The organism is Ruegeria sp. BH6 (assembly GCF_056538105.1).
Map to the genome: position 1 here is coordinate 35,285 of NZ_JBQFSR010000001.1, position 19,175 is coordinate 54,459.

At 58.7% G+C, this 19,175-nt stretch carries 20 protein-coding genes; 15 read left to right on the forward strand and 5 right to left on the reverse strand.

What is annotated here, in order from left to right; translation table 11 throughout:
• The first annotated feature begins 82 nt into the window (after nucleotides 1-82).
• Together ACR0B8_RS00145 and ACR0B8_RS00150 are read left to right on the forward strand one after the other, a co-directional pair.
• Nucleotides 83-304, forward strand: a complete 222-nt coding sequence (locus tag ACR0B8_RS00145; RefSeq protein ID WP_170347795.1) for a YMGG-like glycine zipper-containing protein — start codon at nucleotides 83-85, stop codon at nucleotides 302-304.
• Nucleotides 305-309: 5 nt separating this feature from the next.
• A complete protein-coding gene (locus ACR0B8_RS00150) occupies nucleotides 310-678 on the forward strand; it encodes a YmgD family protein (RefSeq protein WP_226688788.1) in 369 nt (122 codons plus the stop codon).
• Nucleotides 679-722: 44 nt separating this feature from the next.
• Here ACR0B8_RS00150 and ACR0B8_RS00155 read toward each other — a convergent pair whose 3' ends face one another.
• Nucleotides 723-1,481, reverse strand: a complete 759-nt coding sequence (locus tag ACR0B8_RS00155) for an SDR family NAD(P)-dependent oxidoreductase (protein ID WP_170360585.1) — start codon at nucleotides 1,479-1,481, stop codon at nucleotides 723-725.
• A gap of 105 nt (nucleotides 1,482-1,586) precedes the next feature.
• On the reverse strand, nucleotides 1,587-1,781 hold the full coding sequence (locus tag ACR0B8_RS00160) for a SlyX family protein (protein ID WP_170360583.1): 195 nt from the start codon (nucleotides 1,779-1,781) through the stop codon (nucleotides 1,587-1,589).
• Nucleotides 1,782-1,907: 126 nt separating this feature from the next.
• Here ACR0B8_RS00160 and hisS point away from each other — a divergent pair, with 126 nt between their 5' ends.
• From hisS to hisG, 3 genes are read left to right on the forward strand one after another with little or no spacing between them, the layout of a single operon-like run.
• Nucleotides 1,908-3,395 carry a histidine--tRNA ligase gene (gene hisS, locus ACR0B8_RS00165; RefSeq protein ID WP_226688787.1) on the forward strand — a complete coding sequence of 496 codons (1,488 nt, stop codon included), beginning with the start codon at nucleotides 1,908-1,910 and terminating at the stop codon, nucleotides 3,393-3,395.
• A 3-nt stretch (nucleotides 3,396-3,398) separates the two neighbouring features.
• Nucleotides 3,399-4,487, forward strand: a complete 1,089-nt coding sequence (locus ACR0B8_RS00170) for an ATP phosphoribosyltransferase regulatory subunit (RefSeq protein WP_170360578.1) — start codon at nucleotides 3,399-3,401, stop codon at nucleotides 4,485-4,487.
• The gene (gene hisG / locus ACR0B8_RS00175) at nucleotides 4,484-5,173 is read left to right on the forward strand and encodes an ATP phosphoribosyltransferase (protein WP_226688786.1); all 690 of its coding nucleotides are present in this window, start codon (nucleotides 4,484-4,486) and stop codon (nucleotides 5,171-5,173) included. The genes ACR0B8_RS00170 and hisG overlap by 4 nt, the downstream gene beginning before the upstream one ends.
• Here the strand turns inward: hisG and ACR0B8_RS00180 are convergent, their stop codons facing one another.
• Entirely contained in the window at nucleotides 5,174-5,605 is a 432-nt protein-coding gene (locus ACR0B8_RS00180) for a DUF1489 family protein (RefSeq protein ID WP_170347801.1), read from the reverse strand. It abuts the gene before it with no gap.
• Nucleotides 5,606-5,734: 129 nt separating this feature from the next.
• On the opposite strand from ACR0B8_RS00180, the gene ACR0B8_RS00185 reads away from it, so the two are divergent.
• The 3 genes from ACR0B8_RS00185 (at nucleotide 5,735) to rpsD (ending at nucleotide 9,534) form a co-directional block, all read left to right on the forward strand.
• A complete protein-coding gene (locus ACR0B8_RS00185) occupies nucleotides 5,735-8,017 on the forward strand; it encodes an adenosylcobalamin-dependent ribonucleoside-diphosphate reductase (protein WP_480657983.1) in 2,283 nt (760 codons plus the stop codon).
• Nucleotides 8,018-8,203: 186 nt separating this feature from the next.
• A complete protein-coding gene (locus ACR0B8_RS00190) occupies nucleotides 8,204-8,710 on the forward strand; it encodes a hypothetical protein (RefSeq protein ID WP_170360574.1) in 507 nt (168 codons plus the stop codon).
• Between the two features lie 203 nt (nucleotides 8,711-8,913).
• Complete coding sequence (gene rpsD, locus ACR0B8_RS00195) at nucleotides 8,914-9,534, forward strand: 30S ribosomal protein S4 (protein WP_170347804.1); 621 nt, start codon at nucleotides 8,914-8,916, stop codon at nucleotides 9,532-9,534.
• A 124-nt stretch (nucleotides 9,535-9,658) separates the two neighbouring features.
• Here the strand turns inward: rpsD and ACR0B8_RS00200 are convergent, their stop codons facing one another.
• On the reverse strand, nucleotides 9,659-10,120 hold the full coding sequence (locus ACR0B8_RS00200) for an Lrp/AsnC family transcriptional regulator (protein WP_170360571.1): 462 nt from the start codon (nucleotides 10,118-10,120) through the stop codon (nucleotides 9,659-9,661).
• A gap of 102 nt (nucleotides 10,121-10,222) precedes the next feature.
• Between ACR0B8_RS00200 and ACR0B8_RS00205 the strand changes: the two genes are divergently transcribed.
• The 4 genes from ACR0B8_RS00205 (at nucleotide 10,223) to ACR0B8_RS00220 (ending at nucleotide 14,533) form a co-directional block, all read left to right on the forward strand.
• Entirely contained in the window at nucleotides 10,223-11,638 is a 1,416-nt protein-coding gene (locus ACR0B8_RS00205) for an aminotransferase class V-fold PLP-dependent enzyme (protein ID WP_226688784.1), read from the forward strand.
• A 65-nt stretch (nucleotides 11,639-11,703) separates the two neighbouring features.
• Nucleotides 11,704-12,789, forward strand: a complete 1,086-nt coding sequence (hisC, locus tag ACR0B8_RS00210) for a histidinol-phosphate transaminase (protein WP_226688783.1) — start codon at nucleotides 11,704-11,706, stop codon at nucleotides 12,787-12,789.
• Nucleotides 12,786-13,706: a prephenate/arogenate dehydrogenase family protein gene (locus ACR0B8_RS00215; RefSeq protein WP_480657980.1), complete on the forward strand. Its 921-nt coding sequence runs from the start codon at nucleotides 12,786-12,788 to the stop codon at nucleotides 13,704-13,706. Before hisC ends, ACR0B8_RS00215 begins: the two co-directional genes overlap by 4 nt.
• Nucleotides 13,703-14,533 carry an extensin-like domain-containing protein gene (locus tag ACR0B8_RS00220; RefSeq protein ID WP_480657978.1) on the forward strand — a complete coding sequence of 277 codons (831 nt, stop codon included), beginning with the start codon at nucleotides 13,703-13,705 and terminating at the stop codon, nucleotides 14,531-14,533. Before ACR0B8_RS00215 ends, ACR0B8_RS00220 begins: the two co-directional genes overlap by 4 nt.
• Here the strand turns inward: ACR0B8_RS00220 and ACR0B8_RS00225 are convergent.
• On the reverse strand, nucleotides 14,530-15,531 hold the full coding sequence (locus ACR0B8_RS00225; protein WP_480657976.1) for a DUF2125 domain-containing protein: 1,002 nt from the start codon (nucleotides 15,529-15,531) through the stop codon (nucleotides 14,530-14,532). The two genes, ACR0B8_RS00220 and ACR0B8_RS00225, sit on opposite strands and share 4 nt — an antisense overlap.
• A 67-nt stretch (nucleotides 15,532-15,598) precedes the next feature.
• Between ACR0B8_RS00225 and ACR0B8_RS00230 the strand changes: the two genes are divergently transcribed.
• The 3 genes from ACR0B8_RS00230 to ACR0B8_RS00240 all read left to right on the forward strand — a co-directional run bounded on the left by ACR0B8_RS00230 (nucleotide 15,599) and on the right by ACR0B8_RS00240 (nucleotide 19,018).
• Nucleotides 15,599-16,129, forward strand: coding sequence for a gamma-glutamylcyclotransferase (locus ACR0B8_RS00230; RefSeq protein ID WP_170347811.1), 531 nt, complete (start codon nucleotides 15,599-15,601; stop codon nucleotides 16,127-16,129).
• 69 nt (nucleotides 16,130-16,198) lie between these two features.
• Complete coding sequence (locus ACR0B8_RS00235) at nucleotides 16,199-17,377, forward strand: biopolymer transporter ExbB (RefSeq protein ID WP_170347812.1); 1,179 nt, start codon at nucleotides 16,199-16,201, stop codon at nucleotides 17,375-17,377.
• Nucleotides 17,378-17,380: 3 nt separating this feature from the next.
• Complete coding sequence (locus tag ACR0B8_RS00240) at nucleotides 17,381-19,018, forward strand: peptidoglycan -binding protein (RefSeq protein ID WP_170360561.1); 1,638 nt, start codon at nucleotides 17,381-17,383, stop codon at nucleotides 19,016-19,018.
• Nucleotides 19,019-19,175: the final 157 nt, after the last annotated feature.

The following is a 19,175-nucleotide window of genomic DNA, read 5'->3' on the forward strand; positions in this document are numbered from 1 at the left end:
ACCCTTTTGTTGCCACAGTGTTTTTGCGCCGCTAGGCTGGACTTATGCCCCGTTTCGGGGTGTGTCACAGGAGGGCACAGCTATGGCAATTACAGCTATTGGGTTCAGAACATTTGCATTGGCAGCCGCTGCGTCACTGGCGGTGGCGTCCGGGTCGCTGGCAGATGACAAGGATGACAAGAAGAAAAAGCAAACGATCGAAGGCGCTTTAATCGGAGCGGGCGTGGGTGCGTTGATCGGCGACGGCAAGGGTGCAGCCATCGGTGGTGTGGCCGGGGCCATTATCGGACATAACTGGAAGTGATTGTGATGCGGTTTGTTAGATTCAGAATGCTTGTTTGCGCCGCGATCTTGGCGGCCCCGTGTTTGGCGACGGCCGATGAGGCTGCTGAACAGATGTTGCAGGACGCATTGCCTGTGATGCACTATACCTGCGCCTCGATTGCCGAGGAGGCGGACGGGGATGAAGCCTTTGTTGTAGAGGTTGTTGGTAAGATGACGGCTCTGTCCCTCTATAATCGCCAGATCAATATCGAAGATCACGCGACCACGGACGAGGAAAAGGCCCAGCTGCGTGAAGCCTTCATTGCCGCGCTGTCGGAAGGCTGCGCCGCGGATAAGGATGCCTTGCTGGGCGGAGTGGTCGACAACGCAGTGAAAACAACGCTGGGTCTGTGATCAACGGTTTTCCGTAACTCTGACCAGATTTCTGGATTGAGAATTCAGTCGAGTGACCGCAGTGCGGGCAGCCCGACGCCAGTGCTCTCGAACCCGCCATCGGACGCAATCACCTGGCCAGTTACATAGCTGGCCTTTTCCGAGCAAAGAAAAAAGATCACCTGAGCGATCTCTTCTTCCGAACCATAACGGTTCAGCGGAATGGCGTCATGATACGCGTTGATGATTTCGGATGTGTGAACGGCCATCGCCAGCTTGGTGCGAACCGGGCCGGGACAGACGCAATTGGCTCGAATCCCGTATTCTCCCAATTCTGCGGCTTGCTGTTTGGTCAGGTGGATGACGCCAGCTTTTGAGGTGCCGTACGCAACACGTAGGGTGCTGGCCCGCAGTCCCGAGATCGAGGCGATATTGACAATTGCCCCTCGGCTTTCGCGAAGGGCTGGAATTGAAGCCTGTGAAACCAGAAACACACCGTCAAGATTGGTTTCCATGACGCGGCGCCACACCGCAAAGTCGTGTTGCTCGATTGGTCCAAATTCGGCGATACCCGCATTGTTCACCACGGCGTCAATTCGTCCAAAATTCGACATAACGGCTTGTATTGTATCGTCCACCTGATCTGGATCTGAAACATCGGCAACAATCGGCATCGTGCCATCAAGATTGCTCGCCGCCTCGGTCAATGCTTCCGCATCACGATCGACCATCGCAACGTGCCACCCGTCCTGGAGAAACAGTCTTGAGGTAGCCAGCCCAATACCGCGCGCGGCACCGGTAACCAGAGCGAGTTTTTTGACCATTAATTTTCTCCGGTTATTTGGTTGCTGTGAATGCAACCCGTTTCACCAATGAGACTGAAGAAATAGAATTTCAGCCTCTTGATAAAGGGGGTACACAAAAAGCGCTCAATAATGCGGCGGACGTTCGTCTCCGAACACAACACCACCTGATCCTTCCTGCGCCCGTTCGCTTTCGCGACGCATCAGCATCTCGACCCGGCGGGTCAGGCGGTCGATCTCGGATTGCTGGCGGGTGACAACCGTGTTTAGTTCTTCGACCGTGCGGGTCAGATGGGCGATCTGCTCTTCCAGATGCTGCATGGGGGACTCCTTCTTTGCCGGTCATAGCGACACGTGAGGCCCAAGGCCAGCGAAAGCGCGCCTTGCCCCGATGCGGACCATGGGATAGACCGCGCGCGGAACACTAAACGCCCAAGGACGCCCCACATGGCCAAGCCCAAGAAACAGCCCCGCCCCAAGGCAGTAACGCCAAAAGGGTTCCGCGACTATTTCGGCCAGGAAGTCACGCAGCGCACCGAGATGCTGCGGGCTATTGCGGACGTCTATCATCGATATGGTTTTGATGCCTTAGAGAGCAGCGCGGTTGAGACCGTTGAGGCGCTGGGCAAGTTCCTTCCCGACGTGGATCGCCCGAACGAGGGTGTGTTTGCGTGGCAGGAAGTGGACGAGAATGACAAGGGCGACTGGATGGCCCTGCGCTATGACCTGACCGCGCCACTGGCCCGTGTCTATGCGCAGCACCGCAATGATCTACCGACACCTTATCGCCGCTATGCGATGGGCCCGGTCTGGCGCAACGAGAAGCCGGGTCCGGGACGCTATCGTCAGTTTTATCAGTGTGACGCGGATACTGTGGGTACGGCCTCGATGGCGGCCGATGCCGAGATTTGCGCCATGTTGTCGGACACGCTGGAAACCGTGGGCATCCCGCGCGGCGACTACTTGGTTCGGGTCAACAACCGCAAAGTTCTGAACGGCGTGCTTGAGGCGATGGGTCTGGGCGAAGACGCTGCTGCCCGCGACAATGTCCTGCGCACCATCGACAAGTTCGACAAGGTGGGTGAGCAGGGCGTGCGCGCGTTGCTGACCAAAGGCCGTCTGGATGCCTCGGGGGCGTTTATCGACGGCGTGGGCCTCAGCGACGATCAGGCCGAACCAGTGATTGCTTTCCTGACTTCGAAAGCCGCAGACACCGCTGGGACATTGGCCAACCTTCGTGCTGCTGTCGGTGACAGCAAGATCGGTGCCGATGGTATTGCCGAACTGGAACAGATCGGCGCGTTGCTGGATGCGGGCGGCTACGGTGCGGATCGGATCGAGATTGACCCTTCAGTCGTGCGTGGCCTCGGTTACTATACCGGGCCGGTGTATGAGGCCGAACTAACCTTTGAGATTTTCGACGAGAAAGGCCGCAAGCGGCAGTTCGGGTCGGTCTCTGGTGGTGGTCGCTATGACGATCTGGTCAAGCGATTTACCGGGCAGGAAGTGCCTGCGACCGGTATTTCCATCGGCGTCGACCGGTTGTTAGCCGCGTTGCGCGAAAAAGGTCGGATCGCTGCGCAGGCGACAGGCCCCGTCGTTGTGACTGTCATGGACCGGGATCGGATGGCCGACTATCAGACCATGGTGGCCGAGCTGCGCAATGCTGGCATCCGGGCCGAGGTTTATCTGGGCAATCCCAAGAACTTTGGCAATCAGCTGAAGTATGCGGATAAGAGGAACTCTCCGATCGCGGTGATTGAAGGCGGCGATGAAAAGGCCAATGGCATCGTACAGATCAAAGACCTGATCCTGGGTGCGAAGATCGCCGAAAGCGCCACGCTGGAGGAATGGAAAGAACGCCCAAGCCAGTTTGAAGTGCCGCGTGGCGATCTGGTCGCCAAGGTGCGCGAAATTCTGGACAGTCAGGACTGATCCATGGCCAACCGTTCCCAGATACAAGCCCGCGCCGCGATGATGCGGGTCCGGTTCGAGGCCGCTGGTGCACAGGTCGTCGACCCGCCCCTGTTGCAACCAGCCGAAACACTGCTGGACCTCTATGGCGAAGATATCCGTGCCCGCGCCTATGTGACCTCGGATGCGCTGCGCGGCGAACAGATGCTGCGCCCAGATTTCACGCTACCAGTCGTGCAGATGCACATGAGCGATGGGGCTGAACCCGCGCGCTATACTTATTCCGGTGAGGTGTTCCGCCGTCAGGAGCACGACCCGGATCGGTCAAACGAATACATTCAGGTGGGGTACGAGGTCTTTGACCGCGATGATCCCTCGGGCGCAGATGCCGAGGTTTTTTCGCTGTTCGCCCTTCAGCTGCGCGGGCTGCCGTTGCGTGCGGCGACCGGCGATATTGGTATCCTGATGGCTGCGGTTCAGGGCCTGCGCACCACGGATCGCCGCAAGGTCGCCCTGATGCGGCACCTGTGGCATCCGCGTCGTTTCCGCAATCTGCTGGATCGGTTTGCAGGGCGCAAGCCGGTGCCAGAAGGCCGTGATGCCTTGCTGGATTCCCAGGACCCGCTGGCCATTGATGTGCCGATGATCGGCAAACGCCGCGCAAGCGAGATTGAGGCGCGGATCGAAGCCTTGCGCGAAGACCGCGACATCCCGCCGATTTCCGACAGCGAACTAGGCGGGTTGGAAACTTTACTCAACGTGCGCGAAACCATGCCTTTTGCGTTAGAGCAACTGCGCGATGTGGCGGTAGACCTGCCGCAGATTACCCCGGCGCTGGACCGTCTTGAGACACGCGTGGCCGCATTGCAGGCGCGTGGCGTCGATGTCGAGAGGCTGGACTTCGAAGCTGCCTATGGCCGTACTTCCATGGAATATTACGACGGGTTCGTCTTTGGCTTTTATGCCGAGGGACGCCCGGACCTGCCTCCGGTTGCCACAGGCGGGCGGTATGATGCGCTGACCCGGCAATTGGGCAATGGTGCTGAAATCCCTGCTGTGGGCGGCGTGCTGCGCCCTGACCTGATCCTGGAAATCGAGGAGGGCGCGCAATGAGCCTGAAACTGGGCGTGCCCTCGAAGGGCCGGTTGATGGAGAAAACCTTCTCGTGGTTTGAAAAGCGCGGCATTACCCTGTCGCGCAGTGGTTCGGACCGGGAATATGCCGGCAAGGTCGAAGGGATTGAGGGCGTATCGCTGCTTCTGCTGTCTGCAGGGGAAATTCCGCGCGAACTGGCGGCTGGGCGCATTCATCTGGGCGTGACCGGTATTGATCTGGTGCAGGAAAAGCTGCCGCGCTGGGAACAGCAGGTGGAAGAGGTGTCACAGCTGGGCTTCGGTAAGGCTGACCTGATCATTGCGACACCGGCCTGCTGGGTGGATGTCGACACGCTGGACGATTTGGACGCTGCTGCAGCGGCCTTTCGTAAAACCCATGGCCATCGGCTGAGGATTGCCACCAAGTACCACCGGCTGGTGCGCGAGTTTCTGACCGATGCGGGCGTCGCCGATTACACCCTGGTCGACAGTCAGGGTGCGACCGAGGGCACGGTGATGAACGAAACGGCCGAGGCGATTGCGGATATCACTTCGACCGGTGAAACCCTGCGGGCAAATCACCTGAAGATTCTGTCGGACGGAGTGATCTTACGGTCGCAGGCGACACTGTGGCGCAGCAGGGTGCCCAACTATTCAGCCGATGACAAAGCGGTTCTATCCAAGTTACTGGATCACCTGACCTGATCAAAGCACTCCGATTTCGGCCAGCGCGCGGTTCAGATCATCGGGCAGGGCGTCGTCCTGCTCGCGCCCTTGTGGCAGGTCGGCTGGGGTGTCTTCGGGTTTCAGGTAGCGCCAGCCCTGAAACGGGCGCTTCAGAGCGGTTTGCGTACGGTGCACCTCTGGATCAAGCACGATGGCGCAACGGCGGATGCCGTCCTCACCGCGCACCTCATCCAGCCGCAGGATGCGCTGACGGCATTGGATTACACCCTTGATCACCCAATAAATTGACCCGCCGTTCAAAATCTCGGCCTCGCGCTTGGGCCACATGCGGGTGACATGGCGCGGGCAACCATCCTCGTACAGCGGTTTACGGCTGTCCTGCCACGCGATCAGTGTGTCTACACTTTCCGATCCGACCGAGAGTTTTATCAGGTTTACGTACTTATCCACAGCTTTCCCACAGAGTCGTCCCAAGGCCCGCCTTTATATTGTAGCCTGATGACCGGCGTCATCAAGGTGTTGTGGTGGACGAGTGATTTAGGATAGTCTGTATACCTCTTTCAGTACAGGGAATCACCAATGAGCCGCTTTGCCGCCCCCATCGCCGAGCAGATCTGGGACATGAAATACCGCTTCAAACAGGCGGATGGCACACCGATCGACCAGACAGTCGAAGACAGCTGGCGGCGCATTGCCCGCGATTTGGCACGAGTGGAAAAAGATCAGGGACATTGGGAAGATAAGTTCTTTGAAGCGCTGGAAGATTTCAAATACCTGCCCGCAGGTCGTATCACTGCGGGCGCAGGTACTGCACGGCAGGTGACCCTGTTCAACTGTTTTGTCATGGGAACCGTTCCCGACAGCATGGGCGGTATATTTGACATGCTGAAAGAGGCTGCGTTGACCATGCAGCAGGGTGGGGGGATCGGCTATGATTTCTCGACCATCCGCCCACGTGGGGCTGATGTGCATGGGGTTGCCGCCGATGCCTCGGGGCCGTTGTCGTTCATGGATGTGTGGGACGCGATGTGCCGCACCATCATGTCCGCAGGCTCGCGTCGTGGGGCGATGATGGCAACCATGCGCTGCGATCACCCGGATATCGAACAGTTCATCACAGCCAAATCCGACCCGGCCCGCCTGCGCATGTTTAATATGTCGGTGCTGGTGACCGACCCCTTCATGGAAGCCGTCAAAGCCGACGGCCCGTGGGATCTGGTCTTTGGCGACAAGGTCTATCACACCGTTCAGGCGCGCGATCTGTGGAACAAAATCATGCAGGCCACCTATGACTATGCCGAGCCGGGCGTGATCTTCATCGACCGCATCAACCAGGCCAACAACCTGAGCTATGTGGAAACCATCGCCGCCACCAACCCATGTGGTGAACAGCCCCTGCCGCCATATGGCGCGTGTCTGCTGGGCTCGATCAACCTTGCGCGATTGGTAGCTGAACCTTTCGAGGATGCAGCACACCTGGATGAGGCCGCATTGCAGGATCTGGTCGCCACCGCCGTACGCATGATGGACAATGTGGTCGACGCGTCGAAATTCCCGCTGCCGGAGCAGGCGGCAGAAGCGCAAGCCAAACGCCGTATCGGGCTGGGTGTGACAGGTCTGGCCGATGCATTGTTGATGAAGGGCCTGCGTTATGGCTCGGACGAGGCGGCGCGTCAGACCGAGCGCTGGCTGAACGCGATCGCCCGCGCCGCGTATCTGGCGTCGGTGGACTTGGCGAAGGAAAAAGGGGCGTTCCCCTTGTTCGATGCCGAGAAATTCCTGGCCAGCGGCACGATGCAGCAAATGGACGAGGATGTGCGCGATGCGATCCGTGAACATGGCATCCGCAATGCATTGCTGACCTCGATTGCGCCCACAGGGACGATTTCCCTTTACGCTGGGAACGTGTCATCGGGAATCGAGCCGGTCTTTGCTTATGCCTATACGCGCAAAGTTCTGCAGAAAGACGGCTCGCGCACCGAGGAAGAGGTGGTGGACTATGCCGTGCAGATGTGGCGTGACAAGTTCGGGGACGCGGAATTGCCCGACTATTTCGTCAATGCGCAGACGTTACCACCGTCCGATCACGTCAAGATGCAGGCCGCGGCGCAGAAATGGATCGACAGTTCGATTTCCAAGACGATCAACTGCCCTGAGGACATCAGCTTTGACGCGTTCAAGGATGTTTACATGCAGGCGTGGGATCAGGGGTGCAAAGGCTGTACCACCTATCGACCGAATGACGTGACCGGGTCGGTGCTGACCGTTTCGGAAAGTGCCGACACTGCGCCGGGCGAAAGCGCCGCTGCGCCGCATGAGGTCGATGGAGGCGAAGTCGTGTACATGTCCGAGCCTTTGGATCGTCCGCAGGCGTTGGAGGGGTCGACCTATAAACTGAAGTGGCCCGATAGCGAGCACGCGATCTATCTGACCATCAATGACATTGTCATCGGCGGCCGGCGTCGCCCGTTCGAGGTGTTCATCAACTCGAAGAACATGGAACACTACGCTTGGACGCTGGCGCTAACCCGGATGATCTCGGCCGTGTTCCGGCGGGGCGGGGATGTGTCCTTTGTGGTCGAAGAGTTGAAGGCTGTGTTTGACCCGCGCGGCGGAGCCTGGGTTCAAGGCAAATACATCCCGTCGATCCTGGCCGCGATTGGTGGCGTGATCGAGCAGCACCTGATCAACATCGGCTTTCTTGAAGGGGAAGGCATGGGGCTGAAATCCGACCCTCAGGCGCAGGTGGTCAATATGGATGCGCCACGCGGCAAAGCCTGTCCGTCCTGTGGTCAATTCGATATGGTGATGATCGAAGGTTGCATGACCTGCCGCAGTTGCGGGCATTCCAAGTGTGGCTGAGTTAGAAATCCTAAAGCAACAAAAGTTGATCGATTCTGGCGGGAAAATACCCCGCCAGAAGTCAATAGTTGAATCTCAAAGGCCACAATTTCGTTAACATTACATTAACGTCTCTTTTCCGCCTTAATTTACGTTGATAAGGGTAGCCCAGTACGCAGTGATGGGTTTAAGGGTACAGGCGGTAATATGAGAACCGGACAAAGCGGTCGTATAGCCATTTTTTGGAGGCAGACGGAAATCGACGGGCTTGAGGCAGCGCCCTTGTCCTTTTTGAGCGTCGGAGCTGCCTGGTCGTGGCGCGGACAGGCACGATTTTTGAAGAATTCCTCTGTGCAGATGCTGGAAGGAGCCGAAGACATTGGTTCCGACTTGGCGACGTTGAGCCATTGCGTGCATGTTCAAAACCTTTCAGAGGAAGCGAGTGGCCTGCTTGTGTTGACCAACGGTGCGCAAACTTTCACAGCGGCGTTATTCCCAGTTGCTGGCGAATCAGCCCCGATGCTGGTCTTCGAAGGGGATTGCCCAGAGCGGGATCAAGATTTCTGGATTAGTGAAATCACCGAATCTGCGGGCCAGGGGAGCGAAGCAACAGGGATGGATGAGACTGTCATAGCGTTCCCATCCCGATCCACTCCGGTCCCGGATGATCAAGATCAGCAGAGGGCGGTTTCTGTCGGACGCAGAGCTGACTGACCCGCAGGTAAACCTCGATTTCAATGGAAATTCCAATGTTGCATGGCATGGTGTGTTGACTCTGCCGGTTTCGCGGATATAAGCGCGGCTTCATTGGTGTTGGTGGCCCCCGCAAGGGGATGCCTGTCATGGGGGAAACCTCAAGAGGACAACGCCCTTCATAGTGGTCCGTCTGGACCTCGACCTTAAGAAGGAGATCAGCCGTGACCAAACGCACGTCTGCCAAGCACAAAATCGACCGCCGGATGGGCGAAAACATCTGGGGTCGTCCAAAATCCCCGGTCAACCGCCGCGAATACGGCCCCGGCCAGCACGGTCAGCGCCGCAAGGGTAAACTGTCGGACTTCGGTCTGCAGCTGCGCGCCAAGCAGAAGCTGAAAGGCTACTATGGCGACCTGACCGAGAAACAGTTCCGCCGCATCTACGCAGAAGCCGTCCGTGTGAACGGTGATACTGGTGAAAACCTGATCGGTCTGCTGGAGCGCCGTCTGGACGCTGTTGTTTACCGCGCCAAGTTCGTCCCGACTGTGTTTGCCGCACGTCAGTTCGTGAACCACGGCCACGTCAAAGTGAACGGCAAGCGGGTCAACATCCCCAGCTACCGCGTCAAAGAAGGTGATGTGATCGAAGTGCGCGACAAGTCCAAGCAGCTGGCTGTTGTTCTGGAAGCTGTTGCTCTGGCTGAGCGTGATGTGCCTGACTACATCGACGCGGACCACTCGAAAATGACCGCGACTTTCGTGCGCGCACCGGGTCTGGGCGATGTGCCGTACCCGGTCATGATGGAGCCGAACCTGGTCGTCGAATTCTACGCGAAGAACTAATCTTCGCCGAGACGCAAAATTTAAAGGGCCGCGCTTTCAGCGCGGTCTTTTTTTGTTTGTAGGGGCTCTGCCCCAGTCGATGCGCGACTCCCCCGAGGTATTTTTGGCCATATGAAAAAGCGGATCAGATCGGCAAGGGGCGACCTTCGGCGATTGCTTCCATCGCGAAATACGAGGTCACGCTGTCCAGTTCGACTTTTTCGATCAGGCGTTGATAGACCTTGTCATATGACGCCATGTCCTCGGTCACGACCTTCAATTGATAGTCATAGTCGCCACCAATCCGGTGGAAATCCACCACTTCGGGGATGGTCAGCACATGGCTGCGAAATGCCTGCAACCACTCGGCCGAGTGATGCCGGGTGCGCAGCATAACAAAAACCACAAGGCTCAGCCCCAGCTTCTCCCGTGCGATCCGTGCGGTTGAGCCGGTAATCACGCCATCCTCATTCAGTGCCTTCAACCGCCGCCAACAGGCGTTCTGCGACAGCCCGACCCGATCGGCCAGTTCGCGTTGGGACAAGGTCGCGTCTGTTTGCAGCTCACGCAGGATGCGTTTATCAATTTGATCTATTTTTTCCACCATTCCTGATCATATGACACAAATTATTGAAAATCTATCAAAAGAATGGTGAAGTTTACTCAGGCAAAAGCAATCACATTGGTAGGGCAATACGGAGACTATGCCATGACCCTGTCCAAATTTTGCGCAGACATCCTGTCCACCACTCGCAATTCAAGCCTGCGCGACGGGCTGATCGGAGAGAACGTTCTGATCCCGGGTCTACATGGGGACGTGCCGCTGGTTTATGCGGATTACGTCGCTTCGGGCCGTGCGCTGCGGCAGGTTGAGGATTTTGTCACCGAACAGGTGCTGCCTTTTTATGCCAACAGCCACACCGAGGCCTCCTATTGCGGTTCATACATGACTCGGTTGCGCCGCGAGGCGCGTGCAGAGATTGCCCGCATCGTTGGCGCGAGGGGAGAAGACGCGGTGATATTCACCGGGTCCGGCGCTACTGCGGGTCTGAACCGGCTGGTCAGCTTGTTGGGTGTGGATGCGGCTGACCGGCCGGTCGTTTTGATTGGGCCGTACGAGCATCATTCGAACATTTTGCCGTGGCGTGAAAGCAAGGCACAGGTGATCGAGATTCCTGAAGCTATTGAAGGTGGGGTTGATCTGGCGGCGCTGGAGCAGGTTCTGACCGACAATGCTGCATCGGATCTGATCATCGGGTCGTTTTCGGCTGCGTCGAATGTAACCGGAATCATTACCGACCCGGATCCGATCACCCGACTGCTCAAGGCGCATGGCGCCGTTTCGGTCTGGGATTACGCAGGCGGTGGTCCTTATCTGCCGATGGACATGGGGCCAGAGGATGCGCGCAAGGATGCTATCGTTGTGTCTCCGCATAAGTTTCCGGGCGGGCCGGGGGCGTCGGGTGTTCTGATCGTCAATCAGACCGCCGTGCGCCGCACATGCCCCAGTTGGCCCGGTGGTGGCACGGTCAGTTTTGTTTCGCCCTGGCGGCACGACTACAGCGAGGACCTGGCCACGCGCGAAGAGGCCGGAACACCCAACGTGGTCGGAGACATCCGCGCGGCGCTGGCCTTTATCGTCAAGGATGTTGTCGGCACTGATGAGATCGCCGAAAAAGAGGCGCAGTTTAACCGTATGGCGCTGGACGGGTGGGGTGATAACCCGAACCTGACCTTGCTGGGCGTCGATAACCCGCATCGCCTGCCGATCTATTCCTTCCTTGTGCGGGATAACTCTGGCCAGCCTGTTCATCAGCAACTGTTCACCCGGATGCTTAGCGATATTTATGGCATTCAGGCGCGCGGCGGCTGTGCCTGTGCGGGGCCATATGCGCACCGTCTTCTGGGGATCGACCGCGCAACCTCGGATGAATTGCACGCGGCTCTGTCCGCGGGGGAAGAGATGAAGAAACCCGGCTGGGTGCGGCTGAACTTCTCGTATTTGATGAGCGAAGAGACCGTTCAGTTCATCATCGACAGTGTTAATGACCTGTCCCACCGGACCGAGGAGTTCGTACCATTCTACAACGCTGACCCGGCAACGGCCCGCTTCAAAGCGGCGTGACGGAATTGCCGCTTTTCTCAACGCGTTGAGACGGGTATGAGAGGCTCCAATTAACGGAGCCTCTTATGACCAAGATCACCCCTCAACCCGGCATTATGGACATCGCGCTGTATCAGGGCGGCCAGTCGCATGTGGCCGGGGTCGAGCATGTGATCAAGCTCAGCTCTAACGAAAACCCATTCGGGCCCAGCCCCAAGGCGATTGAGGCAGTGCGCGACAGTGCCGTGACCTTGCATCGTTATCCCAGCACCGACCACGCTAGCCTGCGTGCCGCGATCGGGGAACGTCACGCGCTGGACCCCGCGCGGATCATCTGCGGTGTGGGCAGTGACGAGGTGCTGCAATTCGTGGCGCAAGCCTATGCCGGGCCGGGGGATGAGGTCATTTACACCGAGCACGGGTTTTCCATGTACCCGATTATCGCCCGCATGGCCGGGGCAACGCCGGTCATGGTGCCGGAACGGGATCGTCACGTGGACGTGGACAACATCCTTGCCGCGGTTACCGAGCAAACGCGCATCGTGTTTGTCACCAATCCGGGCAATCCGACCTCGACTATGATCGGCGAGGCGGACCTTGTGCGGTTGGCCGAAGCTTTGCCGCAAAGCTGTCTGATGGTCATTGACGGAGCCTATGCAGAATTCGTCGATGGGTTCGATGGTGGTGCGTCTTTAGTGGATCGGTTCGAAAACGTCATCATGACACGTACGTTTTCCAAGATCTACGGGCTGGGCGGGATGCGGGTCGGTTGGGGCTTTGCCGCGCAATCGATCATCGACGTGCTGAATCGTGTGCGCCAGCCGTTCAACCTGTCTCTGACTGCGTTGGCTGCGGCCGAAGCGGCGGTGAAAGACGACGACTACCTGACCTTCTGTCACGGCGAAAACGCCCGGCTCCGCGTTTGGCTTTCGGAAGAACTTGCCAAGATTGGCGTGCCTACAGACCCGTCTTGCACCAATTTCATATTGGCCCGTTTCACCGATCAGGCAGAGGCCGAGGCCTGTGACGATTACCTCAAGACGCAGGGTTTGATCGTGCGCCGTGTGGCGGGTTACAACCTGCCCAACGCCTTGCGGATTACCGTGGGCGATGAAGAGGCCTGCCGCCGTGTCGTTGCGGCCATCACCGCATTCAAAGGGGGCGCCGCATGAGCCAGGTATACGACCGTGTCGCACTGATCGGGCTGGGCCTGATTGCGTCGTCCATGTTCTGGGCCATCAAACGCGCGGGTCTTGCGGGTGAGGTCACCGGCTATGCCCGGTCCGAGGCCACACGCGATACTGCCCGTCGGATAGGCCTGTGCGACCGCGTCTGTGACACGGTGCAAGAGGCGGTTGAGGGTGCGGATTTGGTAGTGCTTTGCGTACCCGTCGGCGCAATGGGGACGGTCGCGCAAGAAATCGCACCGGTCCTGAAACCGGGCGCGACGGTGACCGATGTGGGCTCGGTCAAGCGGCACGTGATAGAGGCGGTCTCGCCCCATATTCCCGAAGGAGTGCATTTCATCCCGGCGCACCCGCTGGCAGGGACCGAGCATTCCGGCCCCGAATCCGGGTTTGCCGAACTGTTCGATAATCGCTGGAGCCTGCTGGTGCCGGTTGAAGGTTCGGACCTGGACGCCATCGCCCGTTTGCGTGCGCTTTGGGAAGGAATGGGCGCGAATGTGGATGAGATGGACGCGGACCACCACGATCTGGTTTTGGCCGTGACCTCACATGCGCCGCACCTGATTGCCTATACGATGGTGGGGGTTGCAGACGATCTGCGCCGCGTCACCGATAGCGAGGTCATCAAGTATTCGGCCGCTGGTTTTCGGGACTTCACCCGCATCGCGGCGTCGGACCCGACCATGTGGCGCGATGTGTTCCTGACCAACAAGGACGCGACCCTGGAAATCCTCGGGCGCTTTACCGAGGAGCTTTTTGCGCTGCAACGTGCTATTCGCACCGGCGATGGCGAACATCTGTTTGACTATTTCACTCGTACCCGCGCGATCCGGCGTGGGATTATCGATGCGGGGCAGGATACGGATGCGCCTGATTTCGGACGGGGAAAGGCGAATCCATGAAACGCGGCTGGAGGTTCCTTGCGATTGGATATTTGGCGGTCTGCGCCACAGTGTCCAACGCGGCGCCTCCTGAACAGTCGCTCGTTCCTATGGCGCGGCCCGCAACGACCGCTGTTCTGGCTTTTGCCAGCCCGTTGCCCAATGTGAAGACACGGCCTGTATTGCGCCCTGAGTCGCCGCAGGTCTTAGCCGTGGCAGCGCGCCCCTCGGAATTGCCGTTGCTGGGGCCGGATACCTCGTTGATGCCGTATCTACGGCCCAAGGAATTGGAACAGGAGGCGTTGTTCAAGAAACGCAAACTGCGCAAAACTTCGGTCTGTGGGGATATTGCTATTCAGGGCAAGCCTGTCGGAAATGTGCCCGGTCGTATCAAGGCCTGCGGCATCAAGGATGCTGTGCAAATCACCTCGGTTTCAGGTGTGGTGCTCAGCCGCCCGTCGACGATGGATTGCGGTACGGCGATGGCATTGAACAAATGGGTCGACAAAACGGTTAAACCCACCTTCAAGCGGCGCGGTCCGGTGGCCGAGCTTCAGATCGCTGCCCATTACGCTTGTCGGACCCGCAACAATCAAAAAGGGGCCAGAATTTCAGAACACGGCAAAGGCCGGGCAATCGACATCTCGGGCTTTAAGATGGCAGACGGAGAGGTCGTGACCGTTCTGAACGGCTGGCGAAAGAACCCGTCAAAACGTCAGCTGACCAAAGTCTGGCGCGGGGCGTGCGGCCCGTTTGGCACGGTTCTGGGGCCGAATGCGGACCGGTATCATCGCGATCATTTCCACCTGGATACGGCACGCCATCGTCGCGGGCCGTACTGCCGTTAACGCAGGATCAGACGCGGTGCCGGGCCCAAAGGGATTGGGCCCATGGCGACAAACCCATCGCGGAAATTCAGCTGCACGTCCAACGCATTGGGGTTGCCACCAAGCCCTGCCAGAAAATTCAGTGTCGTGGTCACAGGGTCCACCGCCTGATCGGGCAGGGCGCCTGCCGCGTTGGCCATGGCGATCATGTCGCGCCAGTTTTCGGCCCGGATCGCGATTTCTCCGATGGGAATGCCCTGCGGGTCTACGTCCAGCTCTCCGGTTGCGAACAGGCGCAGCGCGCCCCATTTCATTTCAGCCAGGCGCAAGTCCAGCTTAACCGGTTGCGGTCTGCTTTGTTCCAGCGCGGATCGATCCCATGCCTTGTCGAAAGTGGCCGTCAGGTCCAGCTCCAGCGTTTCAAACGCTTGCGGCAGGGTAGTGGCCGAACGCATCAGTTCGCGCAGGTCATCGCCGGGGGTGAAGCCGTCGGCCTGCGCGCTTATCGCATATGCCTCGGGGGTGGCGGTCTGTTCCATCACAAGGGCCAATGTGTTGCCCCCGGCCAAAGCCTCGGAATCATCGGTGATCGACCACGGCCCGGCAGTCAGAGCCATCTTTTCCAACATAAGCGCCACGCCGGGTTGCAGTTCCAGTTCGGCCTGCAGGTCGGTGGCCTGAATGGTTGCGGTCTGGTCGAAATAGGACAGGCGCTGCGGCGTGCCGGCAAAACGCAGCACTTGTCGACCAGGCCAGATTGCCGGGCTTTGGAATTCGATCCAGTCCGCGCTCCAGGCGGTGCCATTGACCGGATCGGCCAGCGCCGGGTTATTCAGGCGCGTCATGTGGTTCAGTGGATACCCGGCAGTTTCAACGTCTGAAAAATCAGCCTGCCAGCCCTGTTCCTGCTGTTTGTCAAACCATGTAGTGATCGCGTTGCGCAGGCCGAAGCCGGCGACGAACCAATAGACGCTCCAGATTACAGCGATGAAAATGATTACCCGTATCAGACCGCGCATGGCAGTTCGCCCTTTTTCCCACCTCGGAATTGATGTTTATAGACGCAAACGGGCAAGGACCAGTGCTATGACGATGTGGGTTTTCGGATATGGATCGCTGCTGTGGAATCCGGGCTTTCCGGTGGCCCGCAGCGAACGCGCCACACTGAACGGTTATGCGCGGTCCTTTTGCATGAGCTCGATCCACCATCGCGGTACTGAAGACCATCCTGGCCTAGTTCTGGCGCTGGACGAACAGGCCGACGCCAATTGCAAGGGGCTGGCTCTGGCGGTCGAGGCAGGACACGAAGACCGCACCCTGCATGAATTGCGCGAGCGCGAGCTGATCTCGTCGGCCTATGTTGAGAAGATGCTGGACCTGCACCTGGACAGCGGCGAAGTTGTGAATGCCGTGACTTACGTGATCGACGCCGATCATGTGCAGTATTGCGGCGGTATCCCTCTGGAAGAGCAGGCCCAGATAATCGCCCATGCGGTCGGCGGGCGGGGGCCAAACACCGAATACCTCTATAACACCGCCGAACATTTGGCCGAGATCGACCTGCGCGACCCCGATCTTGAGTGGTTGGCGCAACGTGTGCGTGATATCACCGCATAAACCCTTGGCGTCACCGGTATAAGTTCGCTAGATTCAGCGCAGAGCAGGCAAAAACCGGGAACCACGCGCATGGCGCAGGCACATCAGGGCGCGAGACCTCATTTCTCGCATCCCATTCGACAGATTGTTATGATGTTGGTCGCAATAGGTCTGGCCGGGTTGGGCGTCTTTATGGCTTTGCCCTATGTGATGCCGGTGATTGAGGCCAACCCATACCTGAACGGCTTTATCATCCTGGTGTTCATCATCGGTGTTTTCGCCTGTTTCTTTCAGGTGACTCAACTGATCGGCTCTGTCCGATGGATCGAGGCGTTTGTGGGCGGTGTTGTGCGCGAAGATGCCCGCACACCGCAATTGCTGGCACCGTTGGCATCCCTGCTGCGCGAACGGGGCGCGCGGTCTCAGATCAGCTCAACCTCGACACGGTCCATTCTGGATTCAGTCGCAGAACGGGTCGAGGAAGAACGTGAGATCACCCGTTATATCACCAACGTCCTGATCTATCTGGGTCTTTTGGGCACGTTCTTCGGGCTGGCCACCACGGTTCCCGCCATCGTGGACACAATCCGCAGCCTTAACCCGCAGGAAGGTGAAGAGGGGCTGGCCGTATTCAACCGCCTTATGGTCGGGCTGGAATCGCAGCTGCAGGGCATGGGCGTGGCTTTCGGGTCTTCGTTGTTGGGTCTGGCTGGATCGCTGATCGTTGGTCTGTTGGAATTGTTTGCGGGCCATGGACAGAACCGGTTCTACCGCGAGCTTGAGGAATGGTTATCCTCGATCACCCGCGTTGGCTTCGGGGCCAGCGATGAAGGTGGCGCTGAACTGGCGGTTCTGACGCCAGTATTGGATGCCATGTCCGAACAGATGAACGCACTGCAGGATCTGTTTTCAGCGCAAGAGGCTGATCGCGCTGCGGTGTCGTCCAAACTGGGCCAATTGGCGGATTCGATCGGCGAAATGAACGTGCGACAGTCCGATACCGAGGGCGTGACAGCTGCCTTGGAACGGGTTGCGCTTGGGCAGGACGCCCTGCTGGATCACATGCGCGAACAGGGCGCTGGTGACGGGATAGACGCCGAAAGCCGTATGCGCCTGCGCTCGATGGATGTGCAGTTGCTTCGTATTCTCGAAGAAATCTCGGCTGGCCGTCAGGAAAGCATGAGCGAGTTGCGCAAGGATATCGAATTGCTGGTCAAAGCCCTTACCTTACCCCGAGGCGCCGTGCGTACTGCTCCGGAAGGAGAGTAATCCATGGCTCTGTCCCGACGCACCGGTCAACGGTTTCAAGGTTCGGTCTGGCCCGGTTTCGTGGATGCGATCACCGGGCTCCTGATGGTGCTGACATTTGTGCTGACGATCTTCATGGTCGTGCAGTTTGTGCTGCGTGAGACTATTTCCGGGCAAGAGGACGAACTGACCGCCTTGTCGGATGAGGTTGCGGCGCTGGCCGGAGCGTTGGGGCTGGAAGAACGGGAAAACAGCCGGTTGCAAGCGCGGTTGGGTGTGTTGAACTCGACTCTGTCGCAGGTAGAGAACGAACTGGTTCAAGCGCAGATCCAACTGACTGATTTTGAGGCTCAGGTCGCGGCTCTGCTGGTCGAGCAAGAGCGCGCACAGGGTCAAATCGCCGAGTTGGTTGATGAACAAGGCGCGTTGAATCTGGCCTTGGCGCAAAGCCGCGCTGAGATCGATGAACAGACCGAAGCCGCGCGTCTGGCTGCAGCGCAACGCGAGGCGCTGGAAGCCTTGGTTGCTGATCTGGAACAAAGCGATGCGGCGCAGTCCACGCGGATTTCTGAGCTAGAAGAACAACTGAGCACCGAAGAGGCTGCCAAGCTGGCTGAGGCCGCCGCCGCCGAAAATCTGCGCAACCGATTGCTGAACGCGGATGCTGAACTGACGGCCATGACCTTGGCGCTGGAAGCGCAGCGGAAAGAGGCTGAAGAGACCTTGACACTGTTGGCCGCTGCACAGGCTGCAAAAGCCGAATTGGAACGGCAGTTTGGGGCCTTGAACGCAGAAGAATTGCGAGCCCAGCTTGAGGCGGCTTTGGCAGCTCGAACCGAGGCTCAGGCTGAAGCGCAGGAACAACGCACATTGGCCGAAGAACGCGCGGCCTTGCTGGCCGTTGCGCGTGATACGCTGTCGAATGAGCAGGCGATTTCGGAAAAAGCGCAGCGCGAAACGGCATTGCTCAATCAGCAAATGGCGGCACTGCGCGAACAATTGGGTGGGTTGCAGGCGTTGCTGGACGATTATCAGGAGCGCAATGCGGCTGCCGATATTCGTATCCAGACGCTGGGTCAGGACCTGAATGCAGCGTTGGCGCGGGCCGCCTCGGAAGAACGTCGCCGCCGACTGCTGGAAGAGGCCGAGCGCGTTCGCCTAGAGGCCGAGGCCGAAGAACTGGCAGCACAGGCCGAGGACCTGCAGCGTTACCGTTCTGAATTCTTCGGTCGTTTGCGCGATGTCCTGGGCGATGAAGAAGGCGTGCGGATCGAAGGAGACAGGTTTGTTTTCTCATCCGAGGTGCTGTTCGACACAGGATCAGCTACGCTGTCGCCGGTCGGGCGGCAAGAGGTCGCCAAGGTGGCGAATATCCTGCGCAGTGTAGCGGCAGAAATTCCCGAGGGGCTGAACTGGGTCATCCGAGTCGATGGCCACACGGACAACGTACCTCTGGCCGGGACGGGCCGGTATCGCGACAATTGGGAACTCAGCCAGGGCCGGGCGCTTTCGGTGGTGCGATACATGGTCGAAGCGCTGGGTATCCCGCCGAACCGGCTGGCCGCCAACGGGTTTGGAGAGTTCCAGCCTGTCAATCCCGCCGATACCCCCGAAGCCCGCGCCCAGAACCGCAGGATCGAGTTGAAATTGACTGAGCGTTAAATCGCTACAATGAGTTTTTTCAGGCAGACGAAAGTGCCTTCGATCCGCCGCAATTTTAGCTCGCTCTGGGTTAAAGGCGAGTGTGATGCCCCTGTATCTGCACCATAGGTTGAGCAGGTACGGATTTGAACAAATTGGCAGTTGAATTGCAAAGCGC